The 14,395-nt window shown below is 40.1% G+C and carries 14 protein-coding genes; all 14 read right to left on the bottom strand.

Features of this window, described 5'->3' with window-relative positions; translation table 11 throughout:
* Positions 1-3: 3 nt before the first annotated feature.
* The 14 genes from fliJ to topA all read right to left on the bottom strand — a co-directional run bounded on the left by fliJ (position 4) and on the right by topA (position 14,384).
* Positions 4-450 carry a flagellar export protein FliJ gene (gene fliJ / locus MKX73_RS12050; protein ID WP_340717637.1) on the bottom strand — a complete coding sequence of 149 codons (447 nt, stop codon included), beginning with the start codon at positions 448-450 and terminating at the stop codon, positions 4-6.
* Positions 451-452: 2 nt separating this feature from the next.
* Entirely contained in the window at positions 453-1,778 is a 1,326-nt protein-coding gene (fliI, locus tag MKX73_RS12045; protein WP_340717636.1) for a flagellar protein export ATPase FliI, read from the bottom strand.
* Positions 1,779-1,783: 5 nt separating this feature from the next.
* The gene (fliH, locus tag MKX73_RS12040) at positions 1,784-2,581 is read right to left on the bottom strand and encodes a flagellar assembly protein FliH (protein ID WP_340717635.1); all 798 of its coding nucleotides are present in this window, start codon (positions 2,579-2,581) and stop codon (positions 1,784-1,786) included.
* Complete coding sequence (gene fliG / locus MKX73_RS12035; RefSeq protein ID WP_340717634.1) at positions 2,574-3,587, bottom strand: flagellar motor switch protein FliG; 1,014 nt, start codon at positions 3,585-3,587, stop codon at positions 2,574-2,576. The genes fliH and fliG overlap by 8 nt, the downstream gene beginning before the upstream one ends.
* A gap of 14 nt (positions 3,588-3,601) precedes the next feature.
* Positions 3,602-5,200: a flagellar basal-body MS-ring/collar protein FliF gene (fliF, locus tag MKX73_RS12030; protein ID WP_340717633.1), complete on the bottom strand. Its 1,599-nt coding sequence runs from the start codon at positions 5,198-5,200 to the stop codon at positions 3,602-3,604.
* A gap of 57 nt (positions 5,201-5,257) precedes the next feature.
* Positions 5,258-5,566 carry a flagellar hook-basal body complex protein FliE gene (gene fliE / locus MKX73_RS12025; protein WP_340717632.1) on the bottom strand — a complete coding sequence of 103 codons (309 nt, stop codon included), beginning with the start codon at positions 5,564-5,566 and terminating at the stop codon, positions 5,258-5,260.
* 7 nt (positions 5,567-5,573) lie between these two features.
* Positions 5,574-6,038, bottom strand: a complete 465-nt coding sequence (gene flgC, locus MKX73_RS12020) for a flagellar basal body rod protein FlgC (RefSeq protein WP_340717631.1) — start codon at positions 6,036-6,038, stop codon at positions 5,574-5,576.
* A 2-nt stretch (positions 6,039-6,040) separates the two neighbouring features.
* Positions 6,041-6,433, bottom strand: a complete 393-nt coding sequence (gene flgB, locus MKX73_RS12015) for a flagellar basal body rod protein FlgB (RefSeq protein ID WP_340717630.1) — start codon at positions 6,431-6,433, stop codon at positions 6,041-6,043.
* Between the two features lie 552 nt (positions 6,434-6,985).
* Positions 6,986-7,765 (bottom strand): GTP-sensing pleiotropic transcriptional regulator CodY, encoded by a 780-nt coding sequence (codY, locus tag MKX73_RS12010; RefSeq protein WP_340717629.1) that lies wholly within the window; start codon positions 7,763-7,765, stop codon positions 6,986-6,988.
* Between the two features lie 83 nt (positions 7,766-7,848).
* A complete protein-coding gene (gene hslU / locus MKX73_RS12005; RefSeq protein ID WP_340717628.1) occupies positions 7,849-9,240 on the bottom strand; it encodes an ATP-dependent protease ATPase subunit HslU in 1,392 nt (463 codons plus the stop codon).
* Complete coding sequence (hslV, locus tag MKX73_RS12000) at positions 9,240-9,782, bottom strand: ATP-dependent protease subunit HslV (protein WP_340717627.1); 543 nt, start codon at positions 9,780-9,782, stop codon at positions 9,240-9,242. The genes hslU and hslV overlap by 1 nt, the downstream gene beginning before the upstream one ends.
* Positions 9,783-9,800: 18 nt before the next feature.
* Positions 9,801-10,700, bottom strand: a complete 900-nt coding sequence (gene xerC, locus MKX73_RS11995) for a tyrosine recombinase XerC (RefSeq protein ID WP_340717626.1) — start codon at positions 10,698-10,700, stop codon at positions 9,801-9,803.
* A 267-nt stretch (positions 10,701-10,967) separates the two neighbouring features.
* Positions 10,968-12,281 (bottom strand): FADH(2)-oxidizing methylenetetrahydrofolate--tRNA-(uracil(54)-C(5))-methyltransferase TrmFO, encoded by a 1,314-nt coding sequence (gene trmFO, locus MKX73_RS11990; RefSeq protein WP_340717625.1) that lies wholly within the window; start codon positions 12,279-12,281, stop codon positions 10,968-10,970.
* A gap of 18 nt (positions 12,282-12,299) precedes the next feature.
* The gene (gene topA, locus MKX73_RS11985) at positions 12,300-14,384 is read right to left on the bottom strand and encodes a type I DNA topoisomerase (protein ID WP_340717624.1); all 2,085 of its coding nucleotides are present in this window, start codon (positions 14,382-14,384) and stop codon (positions 12,300-12,302) included.
* Positions 14,385-14,395: the final 11 nt, after the last annotated feature.

Here is a 14,395-nt window from a genome sequence, read left to right as displayed (position 1 = left end):
GAATCACCTGATTTCCTTCTTGTAATACGCAATTGTCGAAAGCTCATCCAGCTGAATTGCTTCTATATGAAGTTGGTCTTCTATGAATCTTTCATGATCTCTTTCACGCATTTTTTCATATTTACGTACTTCCAGACTTTTTTCCAACAATTTTTGCTCATGCCAATTCATTTTGGCGCGTGCCTGCATGACCTTTTGCTGTGCATCCTCGATTGATTTTTCCATACTATCGATAAATTTCGAGTAATGGTTGATTTCATCGATGGAAGACCCGATTTTTAACCGTTCCTGCTGATACTCGATTAGATCTTCCTTTTTCTTTAACAGGTCATACAGTTTTGTAGCGATTTCCTCAAACACTTGTACCGATTCTTTAAAAGCCAGTTCCGATTCCGTTTTTTCCTGATCTTTAACGACAAGAATTTTTTCGAAACGATAATTATATTTCATAGTTAACGGGCACCACCATTCGATAAAGCGATAATTTCATTGACAGTTTGATCGATCGAAATTTTATCTTTATACCCTTGCTTTAAAAATTGCGTAATGAGCGGCTCATACATGATCGCCTCATCGATTTCCTTCGATGTCCCGCGCTTATATGCCCCGATATTGATCAGATCCTCTGATTTGGAATAGCTGTAGTATAATTCCCTCAAGCGGCTAGCTGCACGAACATGCTCAGGCTGTGCAATATGATTCATCAACCGACTAACGCTTTTTAATACATTAATCGCCGGATATTGTCCTTTGTTGGCAAGATTCCGGTCCAGTACAATATGACCGTCCAAAATCCCCCGGACCGCATCCGCAATTGGTTCGTTCATATCATCACCGTCGACAAGCACTGTATAAAATGCGGTAATTGTCCCATTTATATTTGTACCTGACCGTTCCAATAATGTTGGTAATATTGCAAAAACGGATGGTGTATAACCTCTAGTTGCAGGCGGTTCACCGATTGCCAGTCCAATTTCACGCTGTGCCATCGCAACACGTGTTACGGAATCCATCATTAACATGACATTCTTGCCGCGGTCCCTGAAATACTCTGCAATCGCTGTTGCGGTAAATGCGGCTTTAATCCGCATTAATGCAGGCTGGTCACTAGTAGCGGCTACGACCACCGACCGCTGTAAACCTTCCGGACCTAAATCCCGTTCGATAAACTCCCGTACTTCACGGCCACGTTCTCCTACTAGGGCAATAACATTAATATCCGCTTCCGTGTTCCGGGCGATCATTCCAAGTAATGTACTTTTTCCAACGCCCGATCCTGCAAATATACCTACACGCTGACCGCTGCCGACTGTAAGCATTCCGTCGATCGCCTTTACTCCGACCTCTAACTGTTCGTTAATCGGAGGACGATTCAAAGGATTTGGCGGCTCTTTCTCTGTCGGGACTGTTGTTAGTCCTTTTGGCAATGGTTGCCCATCAAACGGGTTGCCCATTGCGTCAAGTACTTTCCCGATCAGTTCCGGACCTACTTTCACTTCCAGCGGTGAACCTGTTCCCTCTACAAGACAGCCGATCGAAATTTCCTTCAATGAAGAGTACGGCATTAAAATCACGATCTCATCTTTGAATCCCACGACTTCTGCCAGCATTACCTGCGGACCATTTTTCGATGTTTGGATATGGATTTTACATACGTCCCCGATGGAACTTTCAGGACCTTGGGACTCAATCATCAAGCCGACAACCCTCGTCACTCTACCATACTTTTTAAATGTATTAAGATTAGGAATTTGTTCAACTAATTGAGCCATTTTCATCCTTATCATTCCTTACTTTCGATTAGTTCGTATAACTGTCTGCGGAGCTCCTGCAATTGTTCGTCAATTGAAACAACGATACGTCCATGATTTGTTTCAATATAACTTTCCGAATCCTCTAAATCTTCATTGACAAATATCATAAACGGAACATTTACCGGAAACATTTCCGCCAATTCCTTTTGCTGTTCTGTTACAATCGGATGATATTTCGGTGAAACATATAATTTAATTTCTTTCATTTCACGTGCTTCTTTTAGGCCGCGTCTTACAATGGACACGAATATTTCATCGTCACGGTCAAGTGCTGTATGGATGATGCGCTCTGCAGCTGTTAATGCAAGATCCAACAGGACGGACTCCTGGGACTCGATATAGGATGCAGCATTTTTTTGCGCATTTGCCATCGTCTCATTTGCCTCATGTATTGACTGCTGCATCGCTGCATTTGCCTTTTGTACGCCATCTTCATATCCTTGCGCAAAACCGCCGTCATAAGCTTCCTGTTGAAGAATAATCTTTTCTTCTTCCCACGTTTGCTTTAATGCTTCAATTGCAGCAAGCTGCTCTGATCGATATTGCTCGAATTGGGCTTTTTGCTGTTCAATTTCATCATTGGCCTGTGCCAGCATTTGCTGACGTTCTGCTTCAATGTCTATCGATTTTTGCTGGGACAATTCCTCTATACGTTCATCTTCCGTTTTCCCATAATGGATCGGCTCGAAGAAATTTTGAAGTTTAATTTCTACAATCCGGGACTCTTCAGGTTGCTGTGCATTTGTTGAACGGATGATTTTAGACAATCACATCATCTCCTCCGCCACGGGCAATAATAATTTCACCTGCATCTTCCAAACGTCGGATAACCGCTACAATCCGGGACTGCGCTTCTTCTACATCACGTAAACGCACAGGGCCCATAATATCCATTTCTTCACGGAATGTCTCCGCCATACGTTGTGACATATTGCGGAAAATAATTTCTTTTACTTCTTCTGAAGATACTTTCATTGATAACAGCAAATCTTCGTTTTCACAGTCACGAATAACACGCTGGATTGAACGATTATCGAGGGTAACGATATCTTCAAATACAAACATGCGCTTTTTAATTTCTTCGGCAAGTTCAGGATCCTGAATTTCGAGCGCATCCAGAATCGTTTTCTCTGTTTGACGGTCCACACCATTCAATACTTCCACGACTGCATCTACACCACCCGTTTCTGTATAGTCCTGAGTTACGGTAGATGATAGTTTTCGCTCTAAAACCGATTCGATTTCGCTAATGACTTCCGGAGACGTCGATTCCATAATGGCAATACGCTTCGCAATATCCGCCTGTACTTCCTGTGGTAACGAAGAAAGAATAACCCCCGCTTGCCCCGGGTCTAAATACGAAAGAATAAGAGCAATTGTTTGAGGGTGCTCATTTTGGATAAAATTGAAAATTTGTGCCGGATCTGCTTTTCTGGCAAAATCAAATGGTCTTACTTGTAATGAAGAAGTTAAACGATTCAATATCGCCTGTGCCTGTTCAGCACCTAAAGCTTTTTCCAGTACCGTCTTCGCATACCCTATACCGCCTTGCGTAATATAGTCCTGCGCGAGTGCAATCTGATGAAATTCTTCTATAATTTCTTCTTTGATAGTTGACTCCACTCTTTTAACACTTGAAATTTCCAGTGTCAGACGTTCAATTTCCTCTTCACTTAAATGCTTATATACAGAAGCCGAAACTTCCGGTCCTAGAGAAATTAACAGTAAAGCAGCCTTTTGCTTTCCTGATAGGTCTTTATCTTTCTTGGACACAGCGGAACCTCCTATTAGTCTTCAGCAATCCAACTACGCAATAATTTCGCAAAATCTTCCGGCTTATCTTTGGCCATTTTCTCTAATTGCTTGCGTCGTACAGTCGCTTCAGTTTCTTTTTCTTCGGAAATATCTTCTATTTCTATTAACTGCTGTTGTTGTTCTAAAATCTCCAGCTCTTCTTCATCTTGCTTACGTCGGCGTGCACGCATCACATTAACGGCGAGTAATATAATTGCAACAACCAATATACCGCCAATTACCCAGACCCACCAAGGAATAACCGATTGCGGCTGATCATCCGCTGTATCATTTCCTTGGAATTGCTGTACGGACACGACGATACGATTTGCAATATCTTCGTCTGTCAGATTCCCTGCAGCTTCTTGATCAATCGATGTACGGACAATTGTCGATAAAATTTGTTCAATATCTGTACGAACACCTTGATCGAATCCTTCTTCAGCATTCGGGGGATCTACCACTACCTGAATCCCTAAATTACGGATTTTGTAAGGACTTTCCTGTATTTCACGGCGTATCCGGTTCACATCATTGTTAATCGTCTCTTCCACTCGTTCATAATCGCCGTCACTGTTTGTTCCTTCTGCATAATCCACGAAGTTATCTGTTACACTTCCGGCTTCAGTAGGACCTTCTGCCACCGATCCTCCAGCACCGCCTGAATATGATTCCGTAATACGTTGGGCACTTATTTCAATACCTTCCATATTTTCCTCATCAACTGGTCGGATTAAATTTTCTTCGCGATTTTCTTTTTTAAAGTCAATATCAGCCGATACATTTACTACAACTTTATCCTGACCGATTAATGTACCGAGCATTTGCTGCACTTGACGCTGCAAATCACGCTCTATCGTTTTCTTCACTTCCATTTGTCCAGTAACTGAATTGATTCCGTCGCCACCGCTTTCTGCTGAAGCCAAATCGTAATATTCAGAGTACTGATTCATGATCGTGATATTTTCTTTTGGTAAATTCGGGATACTCATCGATACCAAATTAAATAATCCTTTAATTTGGTCAGACGTGAATTTGTGTCCGGGTGCGGTATTTAATACAATTGCCGCCTGTGCTTCACCTTTGGCATCTTTTAGAAATACACCTTCTTCAGGTAAAGTAATCATCACGTTTGCATCTTTTACACCTTCGAATTTTCGAACTAAATTCGCCAGATCCGTTTCGATCGTCGCTTGCTTAATTACGTTGAATTCATTATCTGTCATCCCAAAGCCTGCGTTGGAAGTAAAAAAAGACGTGTCAATTTCCCCAGAATCAGGATAACCCTGGGCTGCTAATGACACTTGTAAGTCCTGTACTTGATTTTCCGGTACTAATATTACTGTCCCGGCGTTTGTCACTTCGTACTTTACTCCTTGTGAAGTAAGCACTTCCGTAATTTTCCCTACTTCAGCCTGTGACATCTCCGGAAATAACGGGGCCATTGTCGTGCGTGTTGAGAAATACGTAATTACCGCTGCAATCGCAATGACCGCTGCAAAGGCACCGATTAGTGCACCTTTTTGGTTTTTGGTGCGACTTTTCCAGAAACCGGTTGAGTCGCTTTTAATTTTTGTAAGTCGTTCATTCATTATGAATCCTCCGCTTAAAGTGAATGCCCAACAATTTGTCCGTCGTTTTCCAAATCATTACACACTCATACGCATAATTTCTTGATAAGCTTCCACAGCTTTGTTACGAACTTCAATTGTTGTGTTTAAAGTAACACTTGCTTTTTGTGCAGCAACCATTACTTCAAAAAGATCAACATCTCCACCGTTAATTAATTTTTGAGTCATTATATCTGATGTTTTTTGATGTTCATTGACACTTGCAATCGCTTCTTTTAGTGTATCTGCAAATTGCTGCTGGGCATTTGCAGGAGTCAGTTGATTCTGAACATTCACTTCATTCACGGATTGCGCAGGAGACATGAATGTTATTGGATTAATCGCCATTTAAATATCACCCTTTCCCGATTTCTAAAGCTTTCGTTAACATGTTCTTGTTTGCATTAAAAGCAGTAATGTTCGCTTCATAAGAGCGGCTCGCCGAAATGAGATCAACCATTTCCTTCAATACGTCTACGTTCGACATCTGTACATACCCTTCTGCATTCGCATCAGGATGTGATGGATCAAAAACCAGTTTAAAAGGCGTTTCCGTATCATCTTTAATAGAACTTACTTTAACACCGTTCCCAACCTCGTTTTTTTCCGTTTTTCCGATCGCCGTATTTAAAAAGTCGGAAAATTGACCTTGCTGCTCTTTTAAAATGACAGATTTTTTTCGGTAGGGCTCCCATTCACCATTTACTTGCTTCGCTCTCGTTGTATCAACATTGGCAATATTGGAGGAAATGACATCCATTCGTAATCGCTGTGAAGTCAAAGCAGAAGCTGTCGTATTCATACTATGAAAAATCGACATTACTATCTTCCTCCTTTAACAACATTATTCAATGTTGAAAATTTACTGCTGATACGATCTATAAGCGCATTATAATAAATTGTATTTTCAGCCAGCTTCGCTTGTTCAGCATCCATATTTACCGCATTACCATTTGCTCTGCTGCGGAAGTTTTCATTTGAATACACGCTGCTGCCTCCCATATTCATTTTGATATCATAATGTTTCTTATCTGTACGATTGGCAGAAATCGTTGATTGCTTTGCATCATTAAATACATCTTTGAAGCTTACTTCTTTTGTTTTATAGTTCGGTGTGTCAACATTCGCTATATTTTGTGCAATTGCTTTGTTTTTTAAAGTTGCATAGGAAAGTCCTTTTTCAAGGCTGCTTATTGTCCCGCCAAATAAATCCAAATTTCTCACCTCATTCATATTTCGCTAAAATTTGCGTCCAAAACTCAATAATACAATTGTAATTATATTAAAACATAGTGTCTATCGACTTTAGACCCTTTCAAATAGTCCGAAGTAACTATTTTTACATGTAAAAAATAACAGTTAATTAAATATTAGGGCAAACATTTTTCGACATTTTATTTTTTAGGCCCAAAAAGACCTATAGGAGTAATTTATCCAACCGAAAATTATTATATTAATCTGAAATCAAGATTTTTAGTTTCCCGAAATACTATTTATTTCCTTAAACATCATACATTAAATCCTTTTATATTAGTATTCATATAATTACATTTCATAAAATTGTAACAAATCATTTGTCATACGAATTTTATCATCATTTAGGTATAAATGATATTTATTTTTTGAAAACATCAAAGACCATATACCTAATTCTACATTCGAAACCAAAATAATTCTCGTTTAGAGTGTTTTAATTCGACAATTTTCTTCATTTTCTTAAAAAAAAAAGCAAGGAGGGAAGACCTCCTTGCTTTATGTGAAAGTGTCTTATTTCATTTTGATTTCTGCTAATGCGTTCAGGAACTTATCGTTTAATACTTTGATATATGTTCCTTTCATACCTAATGAACGTGATTCAATAACACCAGCAGATTCCAGTTTACGTAATGCGTTTACAATAACTGAACGTGTAATACCTACGCGGTCAGCAATTTTCGAAGCAACTAGTAAACCTTCATTGCCATCCAATTCTTCAAAAATATGCTCGATTGCTTCAAGCTCAGAATAAGATAATGAATTGATCGCCATTTGAACTACCGCTTTAGAACGTGCTTCTTCTTCAATCTCTTCTGATTTTTCACGTAAGATTTCCATACCTACTACTGTTGCACCGTATTCAGCTAAAATAAGATCATCATCTTCAAACTGATCGCTGATACGCGCTAACATTAACGTACCTAAACGCTCACCGCCACCAATAATCGGTACGATAGTCGTTAAACCGGATGCAAATAGATCTTTATTTTCGATTGGGAATGCAGTGTGTTCATTGTTAATGTCCAAGTTTGAAGAAGTTTCTGTAATGTTGAATAAGTTTTGCGTATATTCTTCAGGGAATTGGCGTTCTTCAAACATTTTTTTAATACGCTCATTCTCGATTTGTTGGTGAATTGAAATACCTAGTAATTTCCCTTTACGGCTTACGATAAATACATTACTTTCGATAATATCGCCTAATGTATTGGCCATTTCTTTAAAGTTAACTGGTTTACCAGCAGATGCTTGTAATAGTGCATTGATTTTTCTTGTTTTTGTTAATAAATTCATTTCTATTTCCTCCTACGGAACGTTTTAATTCACTTAATATTCTAAAGGTTTTTACAATTTAAAGATACTAATTCAACTTATACTTAAAGAATAAATTGCGATAAATCTTTGTTTTTTACTATATTCGCCAATTTTTGATCGACATAGTTCGGTGTAATGTCGATATGTGCCGGTGCAATTTCCGAAGCTTCATAGGAAAGTTCCTCAAGCAAACGTTCTAAAATTGTATGCAGTCGGCGCGCACCGATGTTATCTGTCTCCTGGTTTACTTCTGTTGCAATTTCCGCGATGCGTTCAATCGCTTCATCCGTAAAGTTCAGTGTCACACCTTCTGTTTCAAGCAATGCTTTATATTGCAATATCAATGATTGATCCGGTTCTTTTAAAATACGAACAAAATCATCCTTCGTTAATTTTTCGAGTTCAACACGAATCGGGAATCGTCCCTGCAATTCAGGAATAAGATCACTCGGTTTTGATATATGGAAAGCACCTGCTGCAATAAAGAGCATATAGTCCGTTTTTACAGTGCCGTATTTTGTCGTAACTGTGGATCCTTCCACAATTGGTAATATGTCACGCTGAACGCCTTCACGGGATACTTCCGCCGATGATGAACCTTTGCTTGCAATTTTATCGATTTCATCAATAAAAATAATGCCGGCCTGTTCTGCACGCAATATTGCTTCACTGGACAGCGCATCCGTATCGATCAGCTTGTTCGCTTCTTCCTGCGTTAATAAACGACGCGCATCCTTTACTTGGACTTTGCGTTTTTTTGTCTTTTTCGGCATTAAATTAGATAGCATATCCTGCATGCCGTTTGCATTATCCATATTCATACCTGGCATTGCATCGAAAAGAGATGGGGTATTTTCCGTTACTTCTATTGTTACCCACTGTTCTTCCAATTTTCCGTCTTTTAAATCCTGGGCAATTTGCGCACGTCGTGTACGAATTTCCGGCTCATCCTGGTTTGATGTTTCTTCGTGGGTTGACTCTTTTTGCCCGAATAGCATTTCAAAAGGATTTTGCGAAAGCTTTTCTTTCACTTTTGAAGGTACTAGTAATTTAACAAGTACATCATTCGCATTGCGCTCCGCCTGTTCCTTTACCCTTTCGAACATTTCGTCCTTCACAAGACGACGGGAAGCTTCAACCAGATCGCGTACCATTGACTCGACATCACGCCCTACATAACCAACTTCCGTGAACTTTGTCGCTTCCACTTTAATAAATGGAGCGTTCGTCAGTTTTGCGATTCTGCGCGCAATTTCTGTTTTACCTACACCGGTAGGTCCAATCATTAAAATATTTTTCGGAATTACTTCCGTTTTTAAATCTTCGCTTAATAAAGAGCGGCGGTACCGGTTACGCAGCGCAACTGCCACTGCACGTTTTGCTGTTTCCTGACCAACAATATGACGGTTCAATTGTTCCGTAATTTGTCTTGGTGTTAAATTGATCGCAGTCATTACAATACCTCCAAGATAATATTATGGTTTGTAAACACACAAATATCCGCAGCGGTCGTAAGCGCAGCCTCTGCGATTTCTTTTGCCGATAAATGATCGCCCGCATGTTTTTTTAATGCTCTTCCAGCTGACAATGCATAATTTCCACCTGAACCAATTGATAAAATGCCATCGTCCGGCTCAATTACTTCACCAGTCCCTGAAACAAGGAGCAATGTTGATTTATCCATTACAAGCAGCATCGCTTCCAATTGACGGAGCATTTTATCTCCGCGCCATTGCTTTGCTACTTCTACTGCAGCTCTTTGCAGGTTACCATTATATTCATTCAGTTTTGCCTCAAACATTTCGAATAATGTAAAAGCGTCCGCAACAGAACCTGCGAAACCTGCCAGGACTTTTCCATTAAACAGACGTCTGACCTTACGTGCCGTATGCTTCATTACAACTGCATTTCCCAATGTTACCTGGCCATCCCCGGCCATTGCACATTCACCATTATGATGAATAGCGAAAATCGTTGTCGCATGAATTTGACCCATTCTTTATTTCCTCCTTAACTATGCTCTCGGATGACTATTCATATATGTCTTTCTTAAAGCTTCCTTCGTTACATGAGTATAAATTTGAGTTGAAGATAAATTGGCGTGCCCAAGAAGCTCCTGGACTGTACGCATATCTGCCCCATTATTCAATAAATGCGTAGCAAATGTGTGCCGCAACATATGTGGATAAATTTTCGTATGCATACTCGCATTGTCGATCATCTCACTTAATATATAACGCACACCACGGGCAGTAAGTTCGCCACCGCGCATATTGACAAAAACTTTCTGATGATTTTCCTTCTTCATCAATGCCGGACGTACTTGATCTATATAACGCATAAGTGCATCATGCGCATATTGGCCGAACGGAATAATCCGCTCTTTCCGGCCTTTCCCCATTACACGGACGATATTGTAATGAAAATCGATATCTGTCAGTTCAAGACCGACACACTCGCTTACACGAATTCCAGTTGCATAAAGAAGTTCCAACAGCGCCATATTACGAATTTGAATCGGCTCATCGCCTTCATTTTTATCGAATAGTTCCTTCAATTCTTCCTCATAAAAAAAGCTCGGTAATCGCTCTTCCTTTTTCGGATGATAAAGTGAACGAAACGGAGCATCATCAATATTCTGTTCTCGATTTAAAAACCGGAAAAAAGAACGTATCGATGAGATTTTCCTGGAGATTGAAGTTCTTGCTTTTTGTTCATCATAAAGCTTTGTTACATATAGACGTGCATGGATATACTCAACTTCTGTAATTTTTTGTATACCTTCAGCATGCAAAAATGCAAAAAATTCTTCCAGATCAGAAGTATATTCGCGAACAGTATGTAGGGAAAAGTTTTTTTCTAGATGCACGTAGCGAATAAATTGGTCAAGCTGGCTTTGCAAATTCTCATCCATCGTGTATACCCCCTGTGATTACAAAAGAGAAATGATGTTGTATGAATAAATATGTTTATTTTCCTACTAAAAAAACACACATATTGACACTATACCTATTGTGAATACTTTTCAAGTAAAATTTACTGGAGTTATTCAACTTCTTTGTATTATTCGACAAATTTCGCAATATCATGTCAAGTACTACCTGTTTTCCAGCCAGTTATATAAAATCACCGCAAAATTAAAAGCCCCTAAAGTATAACAGTCTTTAAGGGCTTTTCGCAATTAAATTGCCTGATTATTGATAAAATTCTGAATTGATTCCAATGCGCGGTTAGCATGGCGTTCAGCACGCTCCGGCTTTGATTTGACGCGTTCGCCAAGTTCCGGAAAAATCCCGAAATTCACGTTCATCGGCTGGAAGTTCTTCGCATCAGTATGTGTAATGTATCGAGCCATTGCACCTAATGCTGTTTCATGCGGGAAGTAAAGCAGCTCTTGACCTAAAGCCATACGTGCTGCATTGATCCCTGCAATCAGTCCACTGCCTGCTGATTCCACATACCCTTCAACACCTGTCATCTGACCTGCGAAGAAAAGGTTTGGACGTGCTTTCAACTGATATGTCTGTGTCAGCACTTTTGGTGAATTGATGAATGTATTACGGTGCATGACACCATAACGTACAATTTCCAAATTCTCTAAACCTGGAATCATTGAGAACACACGCTTCTGTTCAGGCCATTTTAAATGTGTTTGGAAACCTACTAAATTGTATAGTGTCCCCGCTGCATCATCTTGTCGTAACTGAACAACAGCATATGGACGTTTATCCGTTTTCGGATCTTCCAGACCAACCGGTTTCATCGGTCCGAATGTCATAGTCTTTTCACCGCGTGCTGCCATCACTTCAATCGGCATACACCCTTCAAAATACTTTTCTTTTTCGAATTCTTTTAACGGTGCACATTCCGCTGTAATAAGCGCTTCACGGAAAGCATTGAATTCTTCTTTTGTCATCGGACAGTTCAAGTATGCCGCTTCACCTTTATCATAGCGTGATTTCAAGTATACTTTGTCCATATTGATCGAATCTTTTTCGATGATCGGTGCTGCCGCATCATAGAAGTACAAATAGTCTTCCCCTGTAAGACCCTGAATTTGTTTTGCCAATGCTTCAGAAGTCAATGGGCCTGTTGCGATTACTGTAATGCCTTCCGGAATTTCAGTTACCTCTTCATTGATTACCTCGATTAACGGGTGGTTTTTAACTTTTTCCGTTACGATACCGGCAAATTCATGACGGTCTACTGCTAAAGCACCGCCGGCAGGAACAGAGCTATTGTCCGCTGCTGCAATAATAACAGAATCCAATTTACGCATTTCCTCTTTAATTACACCGACAGCATTTGTCAGTCCGTTTGCACGTAAAGAGTTTGAGCATACTAGCTCTGCGAATTTATCTGTATGATGTGCTGGTGTTTGCTTTACTGGGCGCATTTCATATAAACGTACGTTCACACCGCGCTTCGCAATTTGCCAAGCTGCTTCTGAACCGGCTAAACCTGCACCAATTACATTTACTACTTGTTGTGTCATTTTTGTTACCTCTTCATTTTATTGTGACGGTGTTTCTTCATAATCACATTCACTGTTTGTACACTGAATTTGAACACCCTTTTTCAATTTCTTCTCTACTAATAATGCACTACATTTCGGACAAGGTCTACTAATCGGCTTATCCCATGATACGAAGTCACATTCCGGATATTGATTGCATCCGTAAAAAATGCGCTTAGTTTTGGATTTACGCTCGACTATTTCACCTGACTCACATGAAGGACATTTAACATCGATCGGTTTTACAATCGCTTTAGTGTTTCGGCAATCCGGGAAGTTTGAACACGCCATAAATTTCCCGTAACGTCCAAGCTTGAATACCATTGGCGCACCGCATTTTTCACAGTCCTCACCAGCAGGCTCATCTTTAATTTCGATTTTTTCCATTACTTCATCCGCATATTTCACCCGTGGTTCAAAGTCTTTGTAAAATTCATCGATGACATTTACCCATTGTGTAATGCCTTCTTCAATTTCATCAAGATTATGCTCCATTTGTGCGGTAAATTCAATGTTGATGATTTCCGGGAAAAATTCCAGTGTTGCCTGATGAACGATTTCTCCAAGTTCTGTCGGCACAAAGCGCTTCGCATCAAGCTGCACATAACCGCGCTTTTGGATCGTATCCAGTGTTGGGGCATATGTCGATGGACGGCCTATACCTAGCTCTTCCAATGTCTTTACTAGACGCGCCTCTGAATAGCGTGGAGGTGGCTGAGTGAAGTGCTGCTTCGGTTCGATTTCAAGCGATTTTACTTTATCGCCGATTTCCATTTCAGGTAAAAGTTTATTCGTTTCTTCTTCCTGATCGTCTGTACCTTCAATATAAAGCTTCATAAACCCGGCAAATTTCACTTGAGATCCGTTCGCGCGGAATAATACGTCATTGTTTTGCAAATCAACTGTCACAGTATCCAGTACAGCGGGTGCCATCTGACTTGCGATAAAGCGTTCCCAAATCAAACGGTATAATCGCAGCTGGTCACGGCTTAAAATTGCTTTAAGCTCCTCTGGTGTACGCATCGCACTAGTTGGGCGGATCGCTTCATGGGCATCTTGTGCATTTGCCTTTGCTTTCGCCTGCTTTTGCTCTCCGGCAATGAAATCTTTACCGTATTTTGTTTCGATATATGATTTAGCTTCTGTTTTTGCTGTATCGGAAATACGCGTTGAGTCGGTACGCATATACGTAATTAATCCGACAGCGCCTTCTTTTTTGCTGAGCTCAATACCTTCATAAAGCTGCTGTGCAAGCATCATTGTCTTTTTGGCACGGAAATTTAATTTACGTGCGGCTTCCTGTTGAAGTGAAGAAGTCGTGAAGGCCGGTGACGCATTGCGCTTCCGTTCTCTTTTTACAACATTCATTACTTCAAATTCCGAGCCTTTTACACCTTTTAATATATCTTTTACTTGCTGTTCATTTGTTAATTTAATTTTTTCTTTGCCGTTTCCGTAATAAAAGGCATCGAATTGCTTTTTATTTTTTTCGAAGCTTGCATCGATTGACCAGTATTCTTCCGGCTCGAAGCTTTTAATTTCGTTTTCGCGGTCAATGATCAGACGCAATGAAACAGACTGTACACGTCCTGCCGATAAGCCCTTCTTCACCTTTTTCCAAAGGATCGGACTAATATTGTAGCCTACTAGACGGTCTAAAATACGACGTGCTTGCTGTGCATCGACTAAATCCATATTTATCGGACGCGGATGCTTGAAGCTCTCTAAAATTGCTTCTTTCGTAATCTCGTTAAATACGACGCGGCAATCCGAATTAATATCAATGTTCAAAGCAGTGGCTAAATGCCATGCAATTGCTTCACCTTCACGGTCTGGATCGGCTGCGAGATAAATCTTTTTCACTTTTTTTGCCGCTGTTTTCAGTTCCTGAAGTACCGGACCTTTACCGCGAATCGTAATATATTTTGGATCATAGTTATTTTCGGTATCGATTCCCATTTGACTACGTGGTAAATCACGTACATGTCCAATCGAAGCTTTTACTTTATATTTTTTTCCTAAATATCGTTCAATTGTTTTCGCCTTTGCAGGTGATTCAACAATTACTAAATAATCTGCCATCTGTTGTCCTC

It is taken from the genome of Solibacillus sp. FSL W7-1436 (assembly GCF_038007305.1).
In the GTDB taxonomy this organism is placed as follows: Bacteria; Bacillota; Bacilli; order Bacillales_A; family Planococcaceae; genus Solibacillus.
This window is presented reverse-complemented; position numbering and strand designations above follow the sequence as displayed.